The 20,525-nt window shown below is 64.0% G+C and carries 21 protein-coding genes and 1 riboswitch; of the genes, 15 read left to right on the top strand and 6 right to left on the bottom strand.

What is annotated here, in order from left to right:
- The first annotated feature begins 51 nt into the window (after positions 1-51).
- From relA to KHO53_RS03880, 3 genes are all read left to right on the top strand, one after another.
- Complete coding sequence (relA, locus tag KHO53_RS03890) at positions 52-2,292, top strand: GTP diphosphokinase (protein ID WP_010220367.1); 2,241 nt, start codon at positions 52-54, stop codon at positions 2,290-2,292.
- A gap of 77 nt (positions 2,293-2,369) precedes the next feature.
- A complete protein-coding gene (mazG, locus tag KHO53_RS03885) occupies positions 2,370-3,200 on the top strand; it encodes a nucleoside triphosphate pyrophosphohydrolase (RefSeq protein ID WP_010220366.1) in 831 nt (276 codons plus the stop codon).
- Positions 3,201-3,223: 23 nt separating this feature from the next.
- Positions 3,224-3,763 (top strand): DUF2058 domain-containing protein, encoded by a 540-nt coding sequence (locus tag KHO53_RS03880; protein ID WP_010220365.1) that lies wholly within the window; start codon positions 3,224-3,226, stop codon positions 3,761-3,763.
- 45 nt (positions 3,764-3,808) lie between these two features.
- Here KHO53_RS03880 and KHO53_RS03875 read toward each other — a convergent pair whose 3' ends face one another.
- From KHO53_RS03875 to purM, 4 genes are all read right to left on the bottom strand, one after another.
- Entirely contained in the window at positions 3,809-3,991 is a 183-nt protein-coding gene (locus KHO53_RS03875; RefSeq protein ID WP_010220364.1) for a hypothetical protein, read from the bottom strand.
- 194 nt (positions 3,992-4,185) lie between these two features.
- Positions 4,186-4,896: a DUF3108 domain-containing protein gene (locus KHO53_RS03870; RefSeq protein ID WP_010220363.1), complete on the bottom strand. Its 711-nt coding sequence runs from the start codon at positions 4,894-4,896 to the stop codon at positions 4,186-4,188.
- A gap of 8 nt (positions 4,897-4,904) precedes the next feature.
- Positions 4,905-5,558: a phosphoribosylglycinamide formyltransferase gene (gene purN / locus KHO53_RS03865; RefSeq protein ID WP_010220362.1), complete on the bottom strand. Its 654-nt coding sequence runs from the start codon at positions 5,556-5,558 to the stop codon at positions 4,905-4,907.
- On the bottom strand, positions 5,558-6,616 hold the full coding sequence (gene purM, locus KHO53_RS03860; RefSeq protein WP_010220361.1) for a phosphoribosylformylglycinamidine cyclo-ligase: 1,059 nt from the start codon (positions 6,614-6,616) through the stop codon (positions 5,558-5,560). The genes purN and purM overlap by 1 nt, the downstream gene beginning before the upstream one ends.
- Before the next feature lie 345 nt (positions 6,617-6,961).
- Between purM and KHO53_RS03855 the strand changes: the two genes are divergently transcribed.
- The 6 genes from KHO53_RS03855 (at position 6,962) to KHO53_RS03830 (ending at position 12,055) form a co-directional block, all read left to right on the top strand.
- Positions 6,962-8,011 (top strand): DUF2066 domain-containing protein, encoded by a 1,050-nt coding sequence (locus KHO53_RS03855; protein ID WP_213570010.1) that lies wholly within the window; start codon positions 6,962-6,964, stop codon positions 8,009-8,011.
- A 25-nt stretch (positions 8,012-8,036) separates the two neighbouring features.
- Positions 8,037-9,110, top strand: coding sequence for an AI-2E family transporter (locus KHO53_RS03850; protein WP_010220359.1), 1,074 nt, complete (start codon positions 8,037-8,039; stop codon positions 9,108-9,110).
- A gap of 157 nt (positions 9,111-9,267) precedes the next feature.
- A complete protein-coding gene (gene hda / locus KHO53_RS03845; RefSeq protein ID WP_010220358.1) occupies positions 9,268-9,972 on the top strand; it encodes a DnaA regulatory inactivator Hda in 705 nt (234 codons plus the stop codon).
- Between the two features lie 115 nt (positions 9,973-10,087).
- Positions 10,088-10,723 carry a C40 family peptidase gene (locus KHO53_RS03840; protein ID WP_036996589.1) on the top strand — a complete coding sequence of 212 codons (636 nt, stop codon included), beginning with the start codon at positions 10,088-10,090 and terminating at the stop codon, positions 10,721-10,723.
- 133 nt (positions 10,724-10,856) lie between these two features.
- Positions 10,857-11,390, top strand: coding sequence for a C40 family peptidase (locus KHO53_RS03835; protein ID WP_010220355.1), 534 nt, complete (start codon positions 10,857-10,859; stop codon positions 11,388-11,390).
- Positions 11,391-11,407: 17 nt separating this feature from the next.
- A complete protein-coding gene (locus KHO53_RS03830; RefSeq protein ID WP_010220354.1) occupies positions 11,408-12,055 on the top strand; it encodes an O-methyltransferase in 648 nt (215 codons plus the stop codon).
- Between the two features lie 78 nt (positions 12,056-12,133).
- Here the strand turns inward: KHO53_RS03830 and KHO53_RS03825 are convergent, their stop codons facing one another.
- Positions 12,134-13,450, bottom strand: a complete 1,317-nt coding sequence (locus KHO53_RS03825) for a PQQ-dependent sugar dehydrogenase (protein ID WP_213570009.1) — start codon at positions 13,448-13,450, stop codon at positions 12,134-12,136.
- 68 nt (positions 13,451-13,518) lie between these two features.
- Complete coding sequence (locus KHO53_RS03820) at positions 13,519-14,097, bottom strand: hypothetical protein (RefSeq protein ID WP_213570008.1); 579 nt, start codon at positions 14,095-14,097, stop codon at positions 13,519-13,521.
- 148 nt (positions 14,098-14,245) lie between these two features.
- Positions 14,246-14,468, top strand: a riboswitch (cobalamin riboswitch).
- Positions 14,469-14,632: 164 nt separating this feature from the next.
- Here KHO53_RS03820 and cobO point away from each other — a divergent pair.
- Genes cobO through KHO53_RS03790 form a run of 6 tightly spaced genes read left to right on the top strand, consistent with a single transcriptional unit; the run spans position 14,633 to position 20,524 of the window.
- On the top strand, positions 14,633-15,244 hold the full coding sequence (gene cobO / locus KHO53_RS03815) for a cob(I)yrinic acid a,c-diamide adenosyltransferase (protein WP_213570007.1): 612 nt from the start codon (positions 14,633-14,635) through the stop codon (positions 15,242-15,244).
- Complete coding sequence (locus KHO53_RS03810; protein WP_100782161.1) at positions 15,241-16,536, top strand: cobyrinic acid a,c-diamide synthase CobB; 1,296 nt, start codon at positions 15,241-15,243, stop codon at positions 16,534-16,536. Before cobO ends, KHO53_RS03810 begins: the two co-directional genes overlap by 4 nt.
- Positions 16,527-17,180, top strand: coding sequence for a 5,6-dimethylbenzimidazole synthase (bluB, locus tag KHO53_RS03805; RefSeq protein ID WP_213570006.1), 654 nt, complete (start codon positions 16,527-16,529; stop codon positions 17,178-17,180). Before KHO53_RS03810 ends, bluB begins: the two co-directional genes overlap by 10 nt.
- Positions 17,180-18,088: an adenosylcobinamide-phosphate synthase CbiB gene (gene cbiB / locus KHO53_RS03800; protein WP_010220348.1), complete on the top strand. Its 909-nt coding sequence runs from the start codon at positions 17,180-17,182 to the stop codon at positions 18,086-18,088. The genes bluB and cbiB overlap by 1 nt, the downstream gene beginning before the upstream one ends.
- On the top strand, positions 18,081-19,073 hold the full coding sequence (gene cobD, locus KHO53_RS03795; protein WP_010220347.1) for a threonine-phosphate decarboxylase CobD: 993 nt from the start codon (positions 18,081-18,083) through the stop codon (positions 19,071-19,073). Before cbiB ends, cobD begins: the two co-directional genes overlap by 8 nt.
- On the top strand, positions 19,070-20,524 hold the full coding sequence (locus KHO53_RS03790) for a cobyric acid synthase (RefSeq protein ID WP_213570005.1): 1,455 nt from the start codon (positions 19,070-19,072) through the stop codon (positions 20,522-20,524). The genes cobD and KHO53_RS03790 overlap by 4 nt, the downstream gene beginning before the upstream one ends.
- The last annotated feature ends 1 nt before the right edge of the window (position 20,525 follow it).

Raw genomic sequence — 20,525 nt, 5'->3', positions numbered from 1 at the left:
CCAGTGATTTCAAGCGCATCGCGAATGCGCTGTAGGGAAAGGTAAACAAAGATGGTACAGGTGAGAGTGCACCAGCCGGTCAATACCGACGGCAGTATCAATCTCGAAGCATGGCTGGATCATGTGGTGAGCGTCGACCTGGCGCTGGACCGGGAGGCCCTCAAGGCCGCCTGCGAGTTCGCCCAGGACGTCGAGAAGAAGGGCAACCCGGCCAAGCATTCCTGGGCCGATGGTACGTCGAGTTTTCAGGCCGGCCTGGAAATCGCCGAAATCCTCGCCGACCTCAAGCTCGACCAGGACTCGCTGGTTGCCGCGGTCATCTACCGCGCCGTGCGCGAAGGCAAGGTAACCCTGGCTGAAGTCGGCCAGCGCTTTGGCCCGGTGGTCTCCAAACTGATCGACGGTGTGCTGCGCATGGCCGCCATCAGTGCCAGCCTCAGCCCGCGCCAGTCGCTGGTGCTGGGCTCCCAGGCGCAGGTCGAGAACCTGCGCAAGATGCTCGTGGCCATGGTCGACGATGTCCGTGTGGCATTGATCAAGCTGGCCGAACGTACCTGCGCGATCCGCGCGGTCAAGGGCGCCGACGACGAGAAGCGCAACCGCGTCGCTCGCGAAGTGTTCGATATCTATGCGCCGCTGGCCCATCGCCTGGGTATCGGTCATATCAAGTGGGAGCTGGAAGACCTGTCCTTCCGCTACCTCGAACCCGACCAGTACAAGCAGATTGCCAAGCTTTTGCATGAACGCCGGCTGGACCGCGAGCGCTTTATCAGCGACGTGATGAGCCAACTGCAGAACGAGCTGCTGGCCACCGGCGTCAATGCCGATATCAGCGGCCGGGCCAAGCATATCTATTCGATCTGGCGCAAAATGCAGCGCAAGGGCCTGGAATTCAGCCAGATCTACGACGTGCGCGCGGTGCGCGTGCTGGTCCCGGAAATGCGCGACTGCTACACCGCGCTGGGCATCGTCCACACCCTCTGGCGGCACATCCCCAAAGAGTTCGACGACTACATCGCCAACCCCAAGGAGAACGGCTACCGCTCGTTGCACACGGCGGTGATCGGCCCTGAGGGCAAGGTGCTCGAGGTGCAGATCCGTACCCATGCCATGCACGAAGAGGCCGAGCTCGGCGTCTGCGCGCACTGGCGTTACAAGGGCACCGACGTCAAATCCAGCTCCAACCACTACGAGGAGAAAATCTCCTGGTTGCGTCAGGTGCTGGAATGGCACGAAGAACTGGGGGACATCGGCGGCCTGGCCGAACAGTTGCGCGTCGATATCGAGCCGGACCGGGTCTACGTGTTCACCCCGGATGGCCACGCCATCGACCTGCCCAAGGGCGCCACGCCGCTGGACTTCGCCTACCGGGTGCACACCGAGATCGGCCATAACTGCCGCGGGGCGAAGATCAACGGCCGTATCGTGCCGCTCAACTACAGCTTGCAGACCGGTGAGCAGGTCGAGATCATCACCAGCAAGCACGGTAACCCCAGCCGCGACTGGCTGAACTCGAACCTGGGCTATGTCACCACCTCGCGGGCGCGGGCGAAGATCGTCCACTGGTTCAAGTTGCAGGCCCGCGACCAGAACGTCGCCGCCGGCAAGACCCTGCTCGAGCGCGAACTCAACCGCCTGGGCCTGCCGCAGGTCGACTTCGAGCGCCTGGCGGAAAAAGCCAACCTGCGCACCGCCGAGGACATGTTTGCCTCGCTGGGCGCCGGTGACTTGCGCCTGGCGCACCTGGTCAACGCCGCCCAGCAACTGGTGGAGCCGGAGCGCAGCGACCATGTCGAGCTGGTGCCACGCAAGGCCACCGGCTACAAGCCGGGCAAGCGTGGCGACATCCAGATCCAGGGTGTCGGCAACCTGCTGACGCAGATGGCCGGTTGCTGCCAGCCGTTGCCGGGCGATGCGATCGTCGGCTACATCACCCAGGGCCGCGGCGTCACCATCCACCGCCAGGATTGCGCCTCGGTGCTGCAACTGGCCGGACGCGAGCCGGAGCGGATCATTCAGGTCAGCTGGGGCCCGGTGCCGGTGCAGACCTATCCGGTGGATATTATCATCCGTGCCTACGATCGTCCGGGCTTGTTGCGTGACGTTTCCCAGGTCCTGCTCAACGAGCGGATCAACGTGCTGGCGGTCAACACCCGCTCGAACAAGGAAGACAACACCGCATTGATGTCGCTGACCATCGAGATCCCTGGCCTGGATGCCCTCGGGCGCTTGCTGGGGCGGATCTCGCAGCTGCCGAACATCATCGAGACGCGGCGTAACCGTACGCCGTAAGACTGCTATCGCGGGTCAAGCCCGCTCCCACAGCATCCTCTGTGGGAGCGGGCTTGACCCGCGATAAGGAACCCAAGATGTATACCCTAGACGACCTGCTCCACCTCATGGCCCGCCTGCGCGACCCGCAGCACGGCTGCCCCTGGGATCTCAAGCAGACTTACGCGACCATCGTCCCCTACACCCTCGAAGAAGCCTACGAAGTGGCCGACGCCATCGAACGCAGCGACTTCGAGCACCTGCAGGGTGAACTCGGCGACCTGTTGTTCCAGGTGGTCTACTACAGCCAGCTGGCACGGGAAGAGGGCCGCTTCGAATTCGACGGCGTGGTCGACAGCATTACCCGCAAGCTGATTCGCCGTCACCCGCACGTGTTCCCTAACGGTGAGCTCTACGCCGCGCTCGACACGCCCAAGCTCGACGACACCCAGGTCAAGCAGCGCTGGGAAGAAATCAAGGCCCAGGAGCGCGCCGAGAAGGGCGAGCCCGAGCAGTTGTCGTTGCTCGATGATGTGCCGGCAGCCTTGCCGGCGTTGTCGCGGGCGGCCAAACTGCAAAAGCGCGCGGCCCAGGTCGGTTTCGACTGGCCGGATGCCTTGCCGGTGCTCGACAAGGTCCGTGAAGAGCTCGATGAAGTGCTCCAGGCCATGGCCGACGACGACAGCGTGGCCCTCGCCGATGAGCTCGGTGACCTGTTGTTCGCAGCAGTGAATCTGGCCCGGCACCTTAAGGTCGACCCGGAAAACGCCCTGCGCGGGGCCAACAAAAAGTTTGAACGACGTTTCCGTTTTATCGAACAGGCATTGCGCGACATAGGCCGTCCGATCGAAGATTGCACCCTCGAAGACATGGACGCGCTCTGGGGCGAAGCCAAACGTCAGGAAAAGAACCTGCCCAGCTGCGGCTGAGCTGTTGCATAAGTGAGTGAACGATGAGCCTTTCCCTTCGCGACCAATTGCTCAAGGCCGGTCTGGTCAACCAGAAACAGGTCAAGCAGGTCAGTAAAGAACAGAAGAAACAAAAGCGCCTGGAGCACAAAGGCCAGGTCGAAGTCGACGATACCCAGCAGCGGCTGGCCAAGGAAGCCATGGCCGAGAAAGCCAAGCGCGACCAGGAGCTCAACCGCCAGCAGCAGGAGAAGGCCGAGCAGAAGGCCCGCGCCGCCCAGGTCAAGCAATTGATCGAGGTCTCGCGCCTGCCCAAGCTGACCACCGAGGACTACTACAACTTCGTCGACGACAAGAAGGTCAAGCGCCTGTCGGTCAACGCCCTGATGCGCAGCAAGCTGAGCAGCGGCTCACTGGCCATCGTTGCCCATGCTGGCGGTTATGAAGTGATCCCCCGTGAGGCGGCGCTGAAGATCCAGGAGCGCGACCCACAGCGTATCGTCCTGCTCAACACCCAGGTTGAAGAGCCGGATGCCGACGATCCGTACGCGGCCTACGTGATCCCTGACGATCTGATGTGGTAATAACGACAAACCCCGCTTCGGCGGGGTTTGTTTTTTTGCATGGGGTTATTGCTGTTGCCGTCTGGTCTCGAGGTATTCCAGCTCGATGCGGTAGCTGTGGGCCTCGTGCTCGTTGTGGAACATGCCGACCAGCTCGCCCTGCTGATGCACATCCCAGATGCGCACGCCTGCAGCCAGGCCTTCGTGAGACATTTTGCTTTCGTCGCGCTCAGTTACTTTGACAGTCATCTGCAAACTCCACTTTCAGTTAACTGCGGCACCGTGTCGCAGGTCTCTTTTATAGAATTTGTTAGCAGGCTAAGTAAATGACTGGCGCATGAAACATCTTTCACGTAGGCGCGGGCTCTTGGGGCTGACTGGCCAAGGGCAATAAAAAACCCCGCACCAGGCGGGGTTTCGGTTGCTACCAGCAATCAGGGCTATCAGTTGCCCTTGACCGCCTTGCCATCGACCGTACCGTCCTGCAGCACGATCACGTACTCCTTGCCGTCCGTTTCGACCTGACGCAGTTGTACCAGCAGGTAGTCCCAGTCCTTGGCGAACCACAGTTCGGTGATGCGCTTGCTCTGGCTCGGGTCGCGCACGCGCTCGACCTTGATGGCTTCGACCTGGCCGGTCTTGGTGGTGACCTTTTCCGTACCCAGGACACGGAAGTCGTAGGTATCGATCTCGTCGCCATCGACCACCTGGTAGCTCACGCTCTTCTTGCCCGCTGCCACGTCGTGCTGCAGGGCCAGTTGATAGGTGGACTTGTCCAGCACGCCGCGGTTGAGCGGCAGGTTGATCGCGTCGCCGCGGTCAGTGCCGGTGATCTTCTTGCTGTTCCAGTCGAAATCCAGATCGACCTTCTTGGCCTTGCCCAGGCCGCCACGTTCGAAGTGGTAGGTCTGAGGCAGCAGGGTGTCCTTGTCCAGGCGCAGGGTACTTTGCTCAGTCAGGCTGGCGATCATCATCGACGCCTTGAAATTGAGGTTCCAGGTACCGTTGGCGTTCTTTTCCAGGCTGCGCTCGGCAGTGCCGCTCATGGGCAGCTGCTTCCAGTCGGCGGTGTAGCTGGCCGAGAACGGCTTCAGATCGGCTGCCTGCAGCGGCAAGGCGAGCACGGCGAGAGCGAAGAGCAGGGCACGACGCATAATTTCTCCTAGGGTCGAATCAAGTGGCCGCTGGCCGCCAGAGGCTGGCCATCCAGTAGAGCACCGTGTTCGCCCAGGCGCAAACGGCCCTCGGCAAACCAGCGCACCGCCAGCGGATAGATCAGGTGTTCCTGGCTGTGAACCCGCTGTGCCAGACGTTCTGGCGTGTCATCCAACTCTACCGGTATTACTGCCTGTACGACCAGCGGCCCGCCATCGAGTTCCTCGGTGACGAAGTGCACGCTGCAGCCATGCTCGGCATCGCCGGCCTCGAGCGCCCGTTGATGGGTGTGCAGGCCTTTGTACTTGGGCAGCAGGGAAGGGTGGATGTTCAGCAGGCGGCCCTGGTAGTGACGGACGAAACCGGCACTGAGGATGCGCATGAAGCCGGCCAGTACCACCAGCTGCGGCTGGTAGCCATCGATCAGCTCGACCAGCGCCGTGTCGAACGCCTCGCGGCCGTCAAAGGCCTTGTGGTCGAGCACGGCGGTGGCGATGCCGGCGTCTTTGGCGCGCTGCAGGCCATAGGCGTCGGCGCGGTTGGAGATGACCGCGCAGATCCGCACCGGGCTGTCGCCGGTGCGGGTGTTGTCGATCAACGCTTGCAGGTTGCTGCCGGTGCCGGACAACAGCACCACGACATCACAGGTCGTGCTCGGCATCAGTGCGCCTTGACGTTCTTCAGCTCGACCTGGGCAGCGCCTTCGGCGGCTACGCCGATCTGGCCGATCACCCATGGCTGCTCGCCGGCTTCACGCAGGACGTTCAGGGCGTTGTCGACCTGGTCCTGGGCAACGCAGATGACCATGCCGACGCCGCAGTTCAGCACGCGGTGCATTTCGTGCTCGTCGACGTTGCCTTGCTGCTGCAGCCAGTTGAATACCGCCGGGCGTTCCCAGCTGGCCACGTCAACCACGGCCTGGGCGCCTTTTGGCAGCACCCGCGGAATGTTGTCGAGCAGACCGCCACCAGTGATGTGGGCCATGGCCTTGACCGCACCGGTGTCCTTGATCAGCTTGAGCAGCGGCTTGACGTAGATGCGGGTCGGGGCCATCAGCAGTTCGGTCAGCGGTTTGCCGTCGAGCTGTACGGTTTCGATATCGGCGCCGGAGACTTCGATGATCTTGCGGATCAGCGAGTAGCCGTTGGAGTGCGGGCCGGACGATGGCAGGGCGATCAGGGCGTCGCCGGTGGCAACCTTGGAGCCGTCGATGATTTCGGCTTTTTCCACCACGCCGACGCAGAAACCGGCCAGGTCGTAGTCTTCGCCTTCGTACATGCCTGGCATTTCAGCGGTTTCACCGCCGACCAGGGAGCAGCCAGCCAGTTCGCAGCCAGCGCCGATACCGGTAACCACGGTGGCGGCAACGTCGACATTCAATTTGCCGGTGGCGTAGTAGTCGAGGAAGAACAGCGGCTCGGCACCACAGACCACCAGGTCGTTGACGCACATCGCGACCAGGTCCTGGCCGATGCTGTCGTGCTTGTTCAGGTTCAGCGCCAGACGCAGCTTGGTGCCGACGCCGTCGGTACCGGAGACCAGAACCGGCTGCTTGTAGCCGGCCGGGATTTCGCAGAGGGCGCCAAAACCGCCCAGGCCGCCCATGACTTCCGGGCGCGCCGTGCGCTTGGCAACGCCTTTGATGCGTTCGACCAATGCTTCACCGGCGTCGATGTCTACACCGGCGTCCTTGTAGCTCAGGGAGGGTTGCTTGCTCATGATCCAGGCCTTTAGGGGGAGGGATTCGGGGGAATCGACCGTGACCTGCCAGGCAAGGCGGAGGGAAATCCGGCTGCCCGACCGTCGCCGGTCTGCGAAGGCGCGCGATTTTATCAGGGTTGCCCGGTAGCGGCCATCCTCAGGCCGACGGGCAGAGCTATTATCTGGCTAAAAATACGCTTTAACAGTGCGCGACTGGTTGCCACGGCGCAGGCTGTATAAGGTATAGCAAAGGCGATGGGCACAATTTAGTGCTCGCGGTTGAATGATTTGCCGGGGGCTGCGGTCTGAGCTGCATCCGTTTGTTGAGCCCACGCTTCTTTATTTTCAGGACAGGAATCCTTCATGCGTTTGCGTAATTACCTGGCCGCCAGCTGTCTGGCCCTGTTCGGCCTCTCGGCTCAGGCCGAAACCCTCTCCGGCCTGTACCAGGTCCGCGAACCGGTCAGCGGTCAGGGCGCCGATGCCCGTACCCAGGCCACCGAAAAAGCCCTCGAGACCCTGGTGTTGCGCCTGACCGGCGATGCCAAGGCGGCGCAAAGCCCGGGCCTGGCGGCACTGCGTAAAGATCCGCAACAAATCATCAGTCAGTTCGGTTTCGAGGCCGGTCCGCCGGAAACCGTGCTGGTCGACTTCGACCCGGGCAGTACCGAGCGCGCCTTGCGCCAGGCTGGCCTGGCCCTGTGGGGTAACAACCGGCCATCGATCCTCGGTTGGTGGTTGAACGACAGCGCCGAAGGCTCGAGCCTGGTTGGCGACGGCCAGGGCAGTGCCGAACCGCTGCGTCGTGCCGCCCAGCATCGCGGCTTGCCGCTGCGCTTGCCACTGGCCGATTTGCAGGAACAACTGGTGGCCACCGGCAAGAACCTTGAAGGCACAGACCCGGCGCCGCTGCGTGAGGCTTCCGAGCGTTATGGCGCCGATGCCTTGCTGGCGGTGCACGCCAGCGAAGCCGATGGCAAATGGCAGGGTAAATGGCGCCTGTGGTTGGGGGAGCAACGCGAGCAGGGCACTGCCGAAGGCGCTGATCAGGCTGCCCTGGCCGATGCGGTGATGCTTGCGGTCAGTAGCCGCCTGGCTCCGCGTTTTGTGGCCCGTCCAGGCGCCAGCAGCGAGATGCAGGTGCAGGTCCAGGGCATGACCCTGGAGCGCTATGCCGAACTGGGGCGGGTGCTCGAGCCCTACGGTGCACGCCTGAAGGCCGTGCAGGGCGATACCCTGACCTACCAGGTCACTGGCAACAGCGATCAGCTGCGCGCGCAACTGGGCCTGGCCAAATTGCAGGAACTGCCGCCCGAAGCGCCAGCGACACCTGCCGCCGTCGATCCGGCCCACCCCGGGGCAACCCAGGCTGCGGCTGCGCAAGCCTTCAACGGGTTGCGTTTCCGTTGGTAAACCCTGACCTGGCCGGGAGCCGTTCATGACTGATACACGCCGCTGGGTATGGGTAGGCGGGGCGCTGCTGTGCGCGGCCTTGCTCTATTGGCTGCACCCGATTCTTTCGCCGTTTCTGGTCGGCATCCTGCTGGCCTACCTGGCCGACCCGCTGGTCGATCGCCTGGAGCGCGCCGGCCTGTCGCGCACCTGGGGCGTGGTGGTGGTCTTTGCCCTGTTCACCCTGCTGTTGACCGTGTTGCTACTGGTGCTGGTGCCGATGCTGGCCAAGCAACTGGTGCGCCTGTACGAGCTGGCGCCGCAGATGCTCGACTGGCTGCAGCATGTGGCCTTGCCCTGGGTGCAGGCGCGCCTGGGCCTGGCCGACGGTTTCTGGAAGTTCGACAAGATCAAGGCCGCCATCAGCGAGCACATGGGCCAGACCACCGACATCGTCGGGATCATCCTGTCCCAGGCCACGGCTTCGGGCCTGGCCCTGATCGGTTGGCTGGCCAACCTGGTGCTGATTCCGGTGGTGAGCTTCTACCTGTTGCGCGATTGGGACCTGATGATGGCCAAGATCCGCAGCCTGCTGCCGCGTCAGCGCGAGGAGCGGGCGGTGGCGCTTGCCGGTGAATGTCACGAGGTGCTCGGCGCCTTCGTCCGTGGCCAGCTATTGGTGATGCTGGCCCTGGGGATCATCTATGCCTCGGGGTTGATGCTGGTGGGCCTGGAGCTTGGCCTGTTGATCGGCCTGCTGGCGGGCCTGGCGGCGATCGTGCCGTACATGGGCTTCATCATCGGTATCAGCGCGGCGATGATCGCCGGGCTGTTCCAGTTCGGTGGCGCCCCCTATCCATTGCTTGGTATCGCTGCCGTGTTCATGGTCGGCCAGGCGCTCGAAGGCATGGTGCTGACGCCGCTGCTGGTGGGTGACCGTATCGGCTTGCACCCGGTGGCGGTGATTTTCGCGATTCTCGCCGGTGGCGAAATGTTCGGCTTTACCGGGGTGCTGCTGGCCCTGCCGGTGGCGGCGGTGATCATGGTGCTGCTGCGCCATGTGCATGACCTGTATAAAGAGTCGGATATTTACGCCGGCGAAATCGACCCGGATCTCTAGCTTGATAGCACCTGGCTTGTATTGGCGCTTGTACGCTTATGCAAGCCTTTGATTTTACTTGTGGTCTGCGCCGATTGTGCGACCGGCGCCACGGGTATAAACTTTGCAGACTTTTCACAAAAGGCCCCTTGCGGTTCCCCGGAACTGCCCAGCCAGCATGAAACCGATCCAGTTGCCCCTGGGTGTGCGTCTGCGTGATGACGCCACCTTCATCAACTACTATCCGGGTGCCAACGCCGCCGCTTTGGGCTACGTCGAGCGACTCTGCGAAGCCGACGCCGGCTGGACCGAAAGCCTGATCTACCTGTGGGGCAAGCAAGGTGTAGGCCGTACCCACCTGCTGCAGGCTGCCTGCCTGCGCTTCGAGCAACTGGGGGAGCCGGCGGTCTACCTGCCCCTGGCGCAATTGCTCGACCGCGGCGTCGAACTGCTCGACAACCTCGAGCAGTACGAACTGGTTTGCCTCGACGACCTGCACGTGATTGCCGGCAAGCCGGAGTGGGAGGAGGCCATGTTCCACCTCTTCAACCGCCTGCGCGACAGTGGCCGGCGCCTGCTTCTGGCCGCCTCCAGCTCGCCCCGCGAACTGCCGATCAAACTGGCTGACCTGAAGTCGCGCCTGACCCTGGCACTGATCTTCCAGATGCGTGCGCTGTCGGATGAAGACAAGCTGCGCGCCCTGCAATTACGCGCTTCGCGCCGTGGTCTGCACCTGACCGACGAGGTCGGGCACTTCATTCTCACCCGTGGTACCCGCAGCATGAGTGCATTGTTCGACCTGCTCGAGCGCCTCGATCAGGCCTCGTTGCAGGCTCAGCGCAAGCTCACCATCCCGTTTTTGAAAGAAACGTTGGGCTGGTAAGGCAGGGGCTAGAGCCTCGGCACGTAAAAGTCACATTTTTTTCGATTGAATTTGCAAATCGATGCGATAGAAGGCATAGTCTCGGCTTCTTTAAATTCCAGACACGGTCGTGCCCATGCTAAATCGCTTCGCACCCCTCGTGCCCCTCGCACTCGTGACCCTGCTTTTTGGCTGCGCGACCACCGGTCCCGTATCGCAGCAGCAGGTTCAGCAGCAACCGGTTTCCGCTCAGGTTTCGACCAAGTCCTCCGTCCAGGCGACGCTCGAGGAAGAGCTGGCCACCGAAGCAGAGCTGCAAGATTTCGCCAGCAGCAAGCCTTACCAGCTGCCAGCCCTGGCCGACAACATTCTCGAGCGCGGCATGTCGCTGATCGGTACCCGCTACCGTTTCGGTGGTACCTCCGAGAACACCGGTTTTGATTGCAGCGGCTTCATCGGCTACCTGTTCCGCGAAGAAGCCGGCCTCAACCTGCCGCGCTCCACCCGCGAAATGATCAACGTCAAGGCCCCGCTGGTTGCTCGCAACAACCTCAAGCCAGGCGACCTGCTGTTCTTCAGCACCAATGGTCGCGGGCGCGTCAGCCACGCCGGGATTTACCTCGGTGACGACCAGTTCATCCACTCCAGCAGCCGCCGCAGCGGTGGTGTGCGCATCGACAAGCTCGGTGATCGCTACTGGAGCAAGACCTTCATCGAAGCCAAGCGTGCACTGGCCATGGCTCCGGCCGCGACCACCATTTCGCGCAACTGATCCTTCGACAGGTTCGACCACGGCGACGCAGCTGAAAAGCTCGTCGCCGTGCGTGTTTACAGAAAGCGTCTAATCTAAACTCTCAACTCTTTTCGGCTCTGGCCGGAGCGGCTTCAGACAGGATGTTCTGACCATGGCGATGATGGCGCGCTTCGCGGTACTTTCCCTCGCGGCACTGCTTGGTGCCTGCTCAAGCCATGCCCCGGCCCCGCGTAAAGTGGTCGAGCCTGCGGTGATGGCGCCGCAAGTGTACTTCTCCCCGGTTGCCGAAGACGTGTTGTTCCGTGCCCTGGGCCTGGTCGGCACGCCTTACCGCTGGGGCGGCAATACCCCGGATTCGGGTTTCGATTGCAGTGGCCTGATTGGCTATGTGTATCGCGATGCCGCCGGTATCTCGCTACCCCGTTCGACCCGCGAAATGATCGGCATCCGTGCGCCGAGCATCGAGCGCAACGAGCTGCAATCCGGTGACCTGGTGTTCTTCGCCACCAATGGTGGATCGCAAGTCAGCCATGCCGGTATCTATGTCGGCGAGGGGCGCTTCGTCCATGCCCCGGCCACCGGTGGAACGGTGCGCCTGGACTACCTGTCCAACAGTTACTGGCAAAAAACCTACCTGAACGCCAAGCGCGTCCTGCAGCCGGCACACCTGGCGCGTAACCCCTGACTTTCGCGAGGTAGACGATGACCGCTCAGACGCTCTACCTCGACGACCCGCTCTACCACTACCTGCAAAGCGTATCGCTGCGCGAATCGCCCTTGCTCGCCCGCTTGCGTGCCGAAACCCAGGCCTTGCCTGAAGCGCGCTGGCAGGTGGCGCCGGAGCAGGGCCAGTTGCTGGCGCTGCTGGTGCGCCTGATCGGCGCCCAGCGAATCATCGAGGTGGGCACGTTCACCGGCTACAGCGCCTTGTGCATGGCCCAGGCCATGGCGCATGGGCAGTTGCTCTGTTGCGACCTTGAAGGCAGCTATAACGCCGTGGCCTGGCGCTACTGGCAGGAGGCCGGAGTCGCTGAGCGCATTGAACTACGCCTGGCACCCGCCTTGCAAACCCTGGCGACACTGCCGTCAGAACGCTATGACCTGATCTTCATCGATGCCGATAAGGCCAATTACCCGCAGTACCTGGAAGAGTCCCTGCGCTTGCTGCGTACTGGCGGGCTGGTGCTGTTCGACAACACCTTGTGGAGCGGACGGGTGCTTGAGAAAAAGCCGGACAGCGAAGACACCCGGGCCATCCAGGCACTGAACCACAAGCTCAAGGATGACCCGCGGGTGGACCTGTCGATGCTGCCGATTGGCGATGGCTTGACCTTGTGCCGCAAGCGCTGAGAGGGCGCAGGGTAATAGTGCATGCGATCTGTGTGGGAGCCGGCCTTGCCGGCGATGGGCCGCATAGCGGCCTCCGGATCACTTGGCCTTGCTCACCCGCCAGATCTTGTTGCCCACATCATCAGCCACCAGCACGCCACCACGCTGGTCATTGATCACCCCCACCGGCCGGCCCATGGCCTTGCCCTCGTCATTGAGAAACCCGCTCAGCAGGTCAATCGGTTTGCCTGCGGGCCTGCCAGCGGTGCTGAAGGGCACGAAGATCACCTTGTAGCCACTGTGCGGCTTGCGGTTCCATGAGCCATGCTGGCCGATGAATGCGCCTTGCTCGAACGGCGACGGCAGCACGCCCGGCTCGGCAAAGGTCAGGCCCAGCGAAGCCGTATGCGGCCCAACGGCATAGTCCGGGGCGATGGCGCTGGCCACCAGGTTCGGGTCGGAAGGGTTGACCCGCTGATCGACGTGCTGACCGAAATAGCTGTAAGGCCAGCCATAGAAGCCGCCATCCTTGACTGAAGTGATGTAGTCGGGCACCAGGTCGCTGCCGATCTCGTCGCGCTCGTTGACCGCGGTCCACAGCTGGCCGGTGTGTGGTTCCCACGCCAGGCCGTTGGGGTTGCGCAGGCCAGAGGCGAAGATGCGCTGCTGGCCGCTGGCCGGGTCGATTTCCCAGATCGCCGCACGGCCTTTTTCCTGGTCCATGCCGTTCTCGCCGACATTGCTGTTGGAGCCGACAGTGACGTAGAGCTTCTTGCCATCCCGGCTGGCGATCACGTTCTTGGTCCAGTGATGGTTCAGCGTACCGCCCGGCAGGTCAGCCACCGGCGTGCCGGGGCCGTGGATCGAGGTGGCGCCGGGTTGGTAGTGAAAGCGCAGCAGGCGATCGGTGTCGGCGACGTAAAAGTCATTGCCAACCAGGGCCATGCCGAAGGGCGAATTGAGGTGCTCGATAAAGGTCGTGCGGGTTTCCGCCACGCCGTCATGGTCGCTGTCGCGCAGCAGGCTGATACGGTTGGCACTGGGGACGCCGGCGCCCGCCCGGTCCATGATCTTGCCCACCACCCAGCCACGAATGCCCATGCCGTTATCGGGCTTGGGTGGGGCATTGGTTTCGGCAACCAGGATATCGCCATTGGGCAGGGCATAGAGCCAGCGCGGGTGGTCCAGGCCTTCGGCGAAGGCCACTACCTGGGTGCCGGGGGCGGCCTTGGGCGTCATGCCCGGGGGCCAGCCTATGGCAGGGGCGATGTTGACGGTGGGGATCAGGGTCTTGTTGGGTTCAGGCAACTGCGGCGACGGGCCAACCCCGTCGCTGACATCCAGGCGCGCGTGCTCGCCGCAGCCGCTTAACCCCGCTGTCACTGCCAGCAGCAGTGCAATCGGCTTGATACCCATGTCGTTTCCCTCGCAACATTGGCCGCTATTGCCAGTAGAGGCGGGCCAGGCGTGGGAGGTTCCCCGCTTCAGGCCTGCTTGAGCAGCAGGGCGATGCCGGGGTAATACTGGCCGGCTTCGTTGTGCAGCTTGCGGTAAGCGTAGGGGAAGTACCAGGCGATGGCGCAGGCGTTGTGCTTTTGCAGGTCGTCGACCAGGTCCTGCAGCTCTTCGGGGCTGGCGTGCTGGCCGGCTTTCCAGGGGCTGGCGAACAGCGCGGCAACCTTGAGCTGGCTGGGCGTAGCGATCTGCCGGGCGGCGTAAACGGTCTCGGCCAGGGCGTTGTTCAAATCGAGCTTGGCAATCTTTGGCCAGCGCTGGCTGCCTTGCAGGTAGGCGGCTTCTTCGTGGTTGGCGATGTACAGGTCGCAGCGGCCTTCACGATCACCGTCCTCGCGCTGTTTCTTGCTCTGGTGCTGTTGCAGGGTCACCAGCTCGGCTTGCCAGGCGGCGGCCGAGAGCAGGCCGAGGTTGGCCTGGGCGCCGTGCCAGTAGGGCGCCTCGCCATCGCCGAGGGTCTGGTTGAAGCGGTCGATGCAATCAACCCAACGTTCCAGGGCGGGGCGCAGGAACTCCAGGCGCGCGTTATTGATGATCAGGCCTTGCATGCTGCTCTCCCTTATAGTTGTGATCGAGTACAGCCGAAGTTATGGCTATTTGATATCACTGAAGTCAGTGTTACACAAGATGACAAAGGCGCCATTGATCCAGGCCAGTTCAGCGCCTTTCATTGACGCTCCGGGTGCAACCCTCTAACCTTCGCGACTTGTTTCAGGTGCTCTGTGGGCTATGGCCTGGCAGGGTGAAACAGGGAAGCCGGTGGGCGTGCAAGGCGCGCGAATCCGGCGCTGCCCCCGCAACGGTAGGTGAGTCAAGGCCGCGCAGGGCCACTGGGTGTTCAACCCGGGAAGGCGCGCGGTCCCGGGTGTTCATGGCCCCGCTCACAAGCCCGGAGACCGGCCTGTAACAGCCAACGGCATCACGGAGGGTGATGCGCGGTTCCTCCGGCCTGTGCCGCAGCCCTGCGCGTTTTCCGTCTGCCATATCCATTCATCTGTCACGCCGTTTCCTTCGCGATCCTTGAGCAACCACAGGCTGCCAGGCTCGTTGCGGGCCGGCCGACAGTGGTTTGCGGAGAACCTCATGACTGAATCCACCGAGCGCGACGAACGCCACCTGGCCCGTATGCAGCGCAAGAAGGCCGTCATCGACGAGCGCATCGCCAATTCGCCCAACGAATGCGGCCTGCTGCTGGTGCTCACCGGCAACGGCAAGGGCAAGAGCAGTTCGGCCTTCGGCATGCTTGCCCGGGCCATGGGCCACGGCATGCAGTGCGGTGTGGTGCAGTTCATCAAAGGCCGCAACAGCACCGGTGAGGAGCTGTTTTTCCGCCGTTTTCCCGAGCAGGTGCGCTACCACGTGATGGGCGAGGGCTTTACCTGGGAAACCCAGGACCGCCAGCGTGATATCGCCGCCGCCGAAGCCGCTTGGGCGGTGTCGCGGCAGATGCTCCAGGACCCGTCGATCGCCTTCGTGGTGCTCGATGAACTGAACATCGCCCTCAAGCACGGTTACCTCGATCTGGACCAGGTCCTCAGCGACCTGCAGGCGCGCCCGCCGATGCAGCACGTGATCGTCACCGGTCGTGCGGCCAAGGATGAAATGATCGAACTGGCCGACACCGTCACCGAAATGGGCTTGATCAAGCACGCTTTCCAGGCCGGTATTCGCGCCCAGAAGGGCGTCGAACTATGAGTGACGCGCGCCATTGCCCGGCGGTATTGATTGCCGCACCGGCCTCCGGCCAGGGCAAGACCACAGTGACCGCCGCGCTGGCGCGCCTGCATCGCAACCAGGGGCGCAAGGTTCGGGTGTTCAAGTGCGGCCCGGATTTTCTCGACCCGATGATCCTTGAGCGCGCCAGTGGTGCGCCGGTGTATCAGCTTGACCTGTGGATGGTCGGCGAGCAGGAAAGCCGCCGGTTGTTGTGGGAAGCGGCGGCTGAGGCCGACCTGATCCTGATCGAAGGGGTCATGGGGTTGTTCGATGGCACGCCATCGAGCGCTGACCTGGCCCGTCATTTTGGCGTACCGGTGCTGGCGGTGATCGATGGCACGGCCATGGCCCAGACGTTTGGCGCCCTGGCCCTGGGCCTGGCGCGCTATCAGCCGGACCTGCCGTTTGCCGGGGTACTGGCCAACCGCGTCGGTACCCTGCGCCATGCCCAGTTGCTCGAAGGCAGCCTGACCGAAGGCTTGCGCTGGTACGGCGGTCTGTCACGGGAAACCGGCATCGAGCTGCCCAGCCGCCACCTGGGCCTGGTGCAGGCGAGTGAGCTGAACGACCTCGATGCCCGCCTGGATGCGGCTGCCGCCGCCCTCGGTGCCAGTTGCGATGCGGCCTTGCCGCCGGCGGTGAGGTTCGCCGCGCCGACCGAGCGGGCGATCGAGCCCTTGTTGCAGGGTGTGCGCATCGCGGTTGCCCGCGACGAAGCCTTTGCCTTCACCTATGGCGCCAACCTCGATCTGCTGCGGGCCATGGGGGCGCAGCTGGCGTTCTTCTCGCCGCTGCATGATGCCAGCCTGCCGGATGCTGACAGTTTGTACCTGCCCGGTGGTTACCCGGAGCTGCATCACCAGGCGCTGGCGAGCAACACACCGATGCTCGAAGCCATTCGCGCCCACCATCACGCCAGCAAGCCATTGCTGGCCGAATGCGGCGGCATGCTTTACCTGCTCGAGGCCCTTACCGATGTCGGCGGCGAGCGTGCCGAACTGCTCGGCCTGCTGGCCGGCGAGGCGGTGATGCAGAAGCGCCTGGCCGCCCTGGCTCTGCAGGCGGTGGAACTGCCCGAAGGCACCTTGCGCGGGCACACCTACCATCACTCGCTGACCAGCACCGAACTTGAACCGATTGCCCGTGGCCAGAGCCCCAACGGTGGCCGCGGTGCCGAGGCGGTCTATCGCCACGGGCGGCTGACGGCGTCCTACGTGCATTTCTACTTTGCTTCCAACCCCCAGGCGTCGGCGGCGCTGTTGTGTCCATGAACGAACATGCTTTTACCGAAGCCGAACGCGCGGCGGTCTATCGCGCGATCGGCGAGCGCCGTGACATGCGCCATTTCAGCGGCGGCGAAGTCGCCCCTGAACTGCTCGCCCGTTTGCTTGAGGCTGCGCACCAGGCGCCCAGCGTCGGCTTGATGCAGCCCTGGCGGTTTATCCGCATCACTCAACGGGAACTGCGTCAGCGTATCCAGGCCCTGGTGGAAGAGGAGCGGTTGTGTACCGCGCAAGCCCTGGGCGAGCGCTCCGACGACTTCATGAAACTCAAGGTCGAAGGGATCAACGACTGCGCCGAACTGCTGGTCGCCGCGCTGATGGATGAACGCGAAGCGCATATCTTCGGCCGCCGGACCTTGCCGGAGATGGACCTGGCGTCGCTGTCCTGTGCGATCCAGAACCTCTGGCTGGCCGCCCGCGCCGAAGGCTTGGGCATGGGCTGGGTGTCGCTGTTCGAGCCCCAGGCCCTGGCCGAGTTGCTGGGCATGCCGGCCGGCGCCAAGCCGCTGGCGATCCTTTGCCTGGGCCCGGTGCAGGCGTTTTACCCGGCGCCGATGCTGGTGCTCGAAGGCTGGACCACGGCGCGACCGCTGCACGACATGCTGTTTGAAAATCACTGGGGAGAGTCTTGATGAGTGTGGCGTTGCTGACGGTGGCCGGGGTGGCGCTGGATGCGCTGCTGGGCGAGCCCAAGCGCCGGCATCCACTGGTGGCCTTCGGGCGCCTGGCCGGGCGTCTGGAGCAACGCTTGAATGCCGGTGGCCGTGGTTGGCGCAGCCATGGTGTCAGCGCCTGGTTCCTGGCGGTGGTGCCGCTGACCTTCGTGGCCATGCTGCTGTCCTGGCTGCCGTACATTGGCTGGCTGGTCGAAGTGCTGGCGTTGTACTGCGCCCTGGGCCTGCGCAGCCTCGGCGAGCACGTGACGCCGGTGGCCGAAGCCTTGCGCCAGGGCGACCTGGAAAAAGCCCGGCAGCGCGTAGGTTATCTGGTCAGCCGCGAAACCCGCGAGCTGGATGAAACCGCCGTGGCCCGCGCCGCCACCGAATCGGTGCTGGAGAACGGCAGCGATGCGGTGTTTGCCGCGCTGTTCTGGTTCGTCGTCGCTGGCGTACCGGGGGTGGTGCTCTATCGCCTGAGCAACACCCTCGACGCGATGTGGGGCTATCGTAATGAACGCTTCGAACGCTTCGGCTGGGCCGCCGCGAAAATCGACGACTTGCTCAACTATATTCCCGCGCGGCTGGTGGCCCTGACCTACGCGCTGCTGGGCAAGACCCGCCTGGCCCTGAGCTGCTGGCGGCGCCAGGCGCCGTTGTGGGACAGCCCCAACGCCGGCCCGGTGATGGCTGCCGGCGCCGGGGCGCTGGGTGTCGAGCTGGGCGGCCCGGCGGTGTACCACGGCGAGCTGCACCAGCGCCCGCAACTGGGCGAAGGCCCGCAGGCCGATGCCGAGGCCATCGAGCGCGGCTGGCGCCTGGTCTGCCAGGGCGTGTGGTTGTGGTTGCTGTTGGTGTGCCTGGGGGCTGAATTCTATGCTTGAACACGGTGGTCGCCTGCAACGCGCAGTGCAGCAGTACGGCATTGCCCGCGAAGACTGGCTGGACCTGTCCAGCGGCATTGCTCCCTGGCCTTATCCAATCCCCGAGATCCCGCTGCGCGCCTGGGCGCGCCTGCCCGAGACCGACGACGGCCTGGAGCGGGCGGCCTGCGAGTATTACCAGGTCGAGCAACTGCTGCCGGTGGCCGGTTCCCAGGCGGCGATCCAGGCCTTGCCGCGTCTGCGCCGCCCCGGCACGGTCGGCGTCCTGTCGCCATGCTACGCCGAACACGCCGAAGGCTGGCGCCGCGCCGGGCACCGGGTGCGCGAATTGCCTGAAGATCAGGTCGATTACTACCTCGACAGCCTCGACGTGCTGGTGGTGGTCAACCCCAACAACCCCAGCGCTCGGTTGATATCTGCCGAGCAACTGTTGGAATGGCACGCGCGCCTGGCTCGCCGGGGCGGCTGGCTGCTGGTCGATGAAGCCTTCATGGACAACACCCCGCAACACAGCATCGCCGCGCATGCCGAGCGCTCCGGGCTGATTGTGCTGCGCTCGTTCGGCAAGTTCTTTGGCTTGGCCGGTGTACGCCTGGGCTTTGTCCTGGCTGAACGTCATCTGTTGCAGCTGCTCGCCGAACAGCTCGGGCCCTGGACCATCAGCGGCCCGACCCGGGTCCTCGGCCAGGCCTGCCTGCTCGATAGCGTCGCGCATCAACAGCAGATTGTTCGCTGCGCCGCTGCCAGCCAGCGTTTGGCCGGGGTACTCAGCGCGGCAGGTTTTGCCCCCCACGGCAGCTGCGACCTGTTCCAGTACCTGGTCACCGATCAGGCGGCGCAGCTGCATGAATTCATGGCCCGGCGCGGTATCCTCCTGCGCCTGTTCACCCAGCCGCCCAGCCTGCGCTTCGGCCTGCCGGCCAGCGAGCAGGACTTCCAGCGCCTGGCCCTGGCCTTCAGCGAATACCGCAAGGAACAACCATGACCACCCTGATGGTGCAGGGCACCACCTCCGATGCCGGCAAAAGCACCCTGGTGACCGCGCTGTGCCGCTGGCTGCTGCGCCAGGGCGTTGCGGTGGTGCCGTTCAAACCGCAGAACATGGCGCTCAACAGCGCCGTGACCGCCGAAGGTGGCGAGATCGGCCGGGCCCAGGCGGTCCAGGCCCAGGCGGCCGGCCTGGCGCCGCACACCGACATGAACCCGGTGCTGCTCAAGCCCAACAGCGACACCGGTGCCCAGGTGATCGTCCATGGCCGCGCGGTCACCAGCATGAATGCCGTGGCCTATCACGACTACAAGGCCATCGCCATGCAGGCGGTACTGGCCTCGCACCAGCGCCTGAGCGCGGCCTATCCGCTGGTGATGGTCGAAGGTGCTGGCTCGCCGGCCGAGATTAACCTGCGTGCCGGCGACATCGCCAACATGGGCTTCGCCGAGGCGGTGGACTGCCCGGTGATTCTGATTGCCGACATCAACCGCGGCGGGGTCTTCGCCCATCTGGTCGGCACCCTGGAATTGCTCTCGCCGAGCGAACAGGCACGGGTCCAGGGCTTTGTCATCAACCGTTTTCGCGGTGATATCGCTTTGCTCCAGCCGGGCCTGGACTGGCTCGAAGCACGTACCGGCAAACCGGTGCTGGGCGTGCTGCCCTATGTGCTGGACCTGCACCTGGAAGCCGAAGACAGCATCGACCAGCGCCAGGGCATCAAGGCCGGGCGTCAGCTCAAGGTCATCGTGCCGGTGCTGCCGCGTATCAGCAACCACACCGATTTCGACCCGCTGCGCCTGCACCCGCAGGTCGATTTGCAGTTCATCGGCCCCGGCCAGCCGATTCCGCCGGCCGACCTGATCATCCTGCCTGGCTCCAAGAGCGTACGCGGCGATCTGGCACAGTTGCGCGAGCGCGGCTGGGACGAGGCGATCAGCCGCCACCTGCGTTATGGCGGCAAGGTGCTGGGCATTTGCGGCGGGCTGCAGATGCTCGGCCAGCGTGTGGAAGACCCATTGGGCCTGGAAGGGCCTGCCGGTGCCAGCGATGGCCTGGGGCTGCTGGACTTTGTCACCGTGCTGGAAGCCGAGAAGCAGTTGCGCAATGTCGCTGGCACCCTGCAACTGGAACAGGCAGCCATCAGCGGCTACGAGATTCATGCCGGCGTAACCCAGGGGCCGGCCCTGCAGCGCCCGGCGGTGCAACTGGACGATGGCCGCGCCGACGGCGCCCTCAGTGCCGACGGGCAGATCTTCGCCACCTACCTGCATGGCCTGTTCGAGGCGCCGCATAGCTGCGCCGCGCTGTTGCGCTGGGCTGGGCTGCAGGAGGTAGAGCAAATCGACTATCACGCCCTGCGCGAACGCGACATCGAGCGCCTGGCCGACCTGGTCGAGCAGCATCTGGACACCGCGCGCCTGCGCCAACTCTGCGGACTGAACTGAC

Source organism: Pseudomonas sp. RC2C2 (assembly GCF_018390435.1).
GTDB lineage: Bacteria > Pseudomonadota > Gammaproteobacteria > Pseudomonadales > Pseudomonadaceae > Aquipseudomonas > Aquipseudomonas donghuensis.
Note: the sequence above shows the minus strand (reverse complement) of the source record. Positions and strands in the feature narration are given on the sequence as shown.

Bases quoted from the DNA above. Each gene is read 5' to 3' on its own strand.
- KHO53_RS03810 (WP_100782161.1), top strand. From the start codon at position 15,241: ATGAGTGACGCGCGCCATTGCCCGGCGGTATTGATTGCCGCACCGGCC.
- KHO53_RS03835 (WP_010220355.1), top strand. From the start codon at position 10,857: ATGGCGATGATGGCGCGCTTCGCGGTACTTTCCCTCGCGGCACTGCTT.
- KHO53_RS03875 (WP_010220364.1), bottom strand. From the start codon at position 3,991: ATGACTGTCAAAGTAACTGAGCGCGACGAAAGCAAAATGTCTCACGAA.
- mazG (WP_010220366.1), top strand. From the start codon at position 2,370: ATGTATACCCTAGACGACCTGCTCCACCTCATGGCCCGCCTGCGCGAC.
- cbiB (WP_010220348.1), top strand. From the start codon at position 17,180: ATGAGTGTGGCGTTGCTGACGGTGGCCGGGGTGGCGCTGGATGCGCTG.
- relA (WP_010220367.1), top strand. From the start codon at position 52: ATGGTACAGGTGAGAGTGCACCAGCCGGTCAATACCGACGGCAGTATC.
- KHO53_RS03855 (WP_213570010.1), top strand. From the start codon at position 6,962: ATGCGTTTGCGTAATTACCTGGCCGCCAGCTGTCTGGCCCTGTTCGGC.
- cobD (WP_010220347.1), top strand. From the start codon at position 18,081: ATGCTTGAACACGGTGGTCGCCTGCAACGCGCAGTGCAGCAGTACGGC.
- KHO53_RS03880 (WP_010220365.1), top strand. From the start codon at position 3,224: ATGAGCCTTTCCCTTCGCGACCAATTGCTCAAGGCCGGTCTGGTCAAC.
- KHO53_RS03830 (WP_010220354.1), top strand. From the start codon at position 11,408: ATGACCGCTCAGACGCTCTACCTCGACGACCCGCTCTACCACTACCTG.
- KHO53_RS03825 (WP_213570009.1), bottom strand. From the start codon at position 13,450: ATGGGTATCAAGCCGATTGCACTGCTGCTGGCAGTGACAGCGGGGTTA.
- KHO53_RS03840 (WP_036996589.1), top strand. From the start codon at position 10,088: ATGCTAAATCGCTTCGCACCCCTCGTGCCCCTCGCACTCGTGACCCTG.
- purN (WP_010220362.1), bottom strand. From the start codon at position 5,558: ATGCCGAGCACGACCTGTGATGTCGTGGTGCTGTTGTCCGGCACCGGC.
- KHO53_RS03820 (WP_213570008.1), bottom strand. From the start codon at position 14,097: ATGCAAGGCCTGATCATCAATAACGCGCGCCTGGAGTTCCTGCGCCCC.
- purM (WP_010220361.1), bottom strand. From the start codon at position 6,616: ATGAGCAAGCAACCCTCCCTGAGCTACAAGGACGCCGGTGTAGACATC.
- cobO (WP_213570007.1), top strand. From the start codon at position 14,633: ATGACTGAATCCACCGAGCGCGACGAACGCCACCTGGCCCGTATGCAG.
- KHO53_RS03870 (WP_010220363.1), bottom strand. From the start codon at position 4,896: ATGCGTCGTGCCCTGCTCTTCGCTCTCGCCGTGCTCGCCTTGCCGCTG.
- hda (WP_010220358.1), top strand. From the start codon at position 9,268: ATGAAACCGATCCAGTTGCCCCTGGGTGTGCGTCTGCGTGATGACGCC.
- KHO53_RS03790 (WP_213570005.1), top strand. From the start codon at position 19,070: ATGACCACCCTGATGGTGCAGGGCACCACCTCCGATGCCGGCAAAAGC.
- KHO53_RS03850 (WP_010220359.1), top strand. From the start codon at position 8,037: ATGACTGATACACGCCGCTGGGTATGGGTAGGCGGGGCGCTGCTGTGC.